Here is a 492-nt window from a genome sequence, read left to right as displayed (position 1 = left end):
TTCTCCCAGCAAAACATAATCCCCCTGTTTCGCCTGTGAGAACTCAGTCCAGAATATGTTTTTGATAACAACCTCGGCGCTGACGCCTGACATCACCCGTTTAGCATCACCGCCGTAATCACACAGGAACAATTCTGGTTTATGGAATGTCGATTTGTTCCATTCATCAGTTCCCGCCTGCCGCCAGATTGTGGCGGTGGCCGTATACGCCCAATTAGCAACACTGCTCATAGCTACCCCACCACATCAAAGAAACCGACTGTTTTACTCTCCAGTGGTAAGCCAGATAAGCAACCGGACGTATCCCATGCCCTAATTTGTTTCAGCAGGTAGTCAGTACCAGCGGGATCATAGGTAAATGAGCGAGAGCCACCGGAAGGGGAGCCCTGAGACGCAATCTTTCTTGCACCAGACAGGGACGCCAAGCGGACGGTGGCATAGATCAGTAATAATTTCTGTAAACTTTCATCATAGCCATTAGACGCCATGCAC

At 49.6% G+C, this 492-nt stretch carries 2 protein-coding genes; both read right to left on the bottom strand.

The genetic code is table 11. The features are described from left to right. Positions 1–231: hypothetical protein (locus Xbed_RS19065; protein WP_086114339.1), on the bottom strand; the 231-nt coding region annotated here is incomplete at its 3' end. 2 nt (positions 232–233) lie between these two features. Continuing rightward, positions 234–492: DUF7370 family protein (locus tag Xbed_RS19060; RefSeq protein WP_139837571.1), on the bottom strand; the 259-nt coding region annotated here is incomplete at its 5' end.

Origin of the sequence: Xenorhabdus beddingii (assembly GCF_002127545.1) — a bacterium.
GTDB classification, from domain to species: Bacteria; Pseudomonadota; Gammaproteobacteria; order Enterobacterales; family Enterobacteriaceae; genus Xenorhabdus; species Xenorhabdus beddingii.
This window is presented reverse-complemented; position numbering and strand designations above follow the sequence as displayed.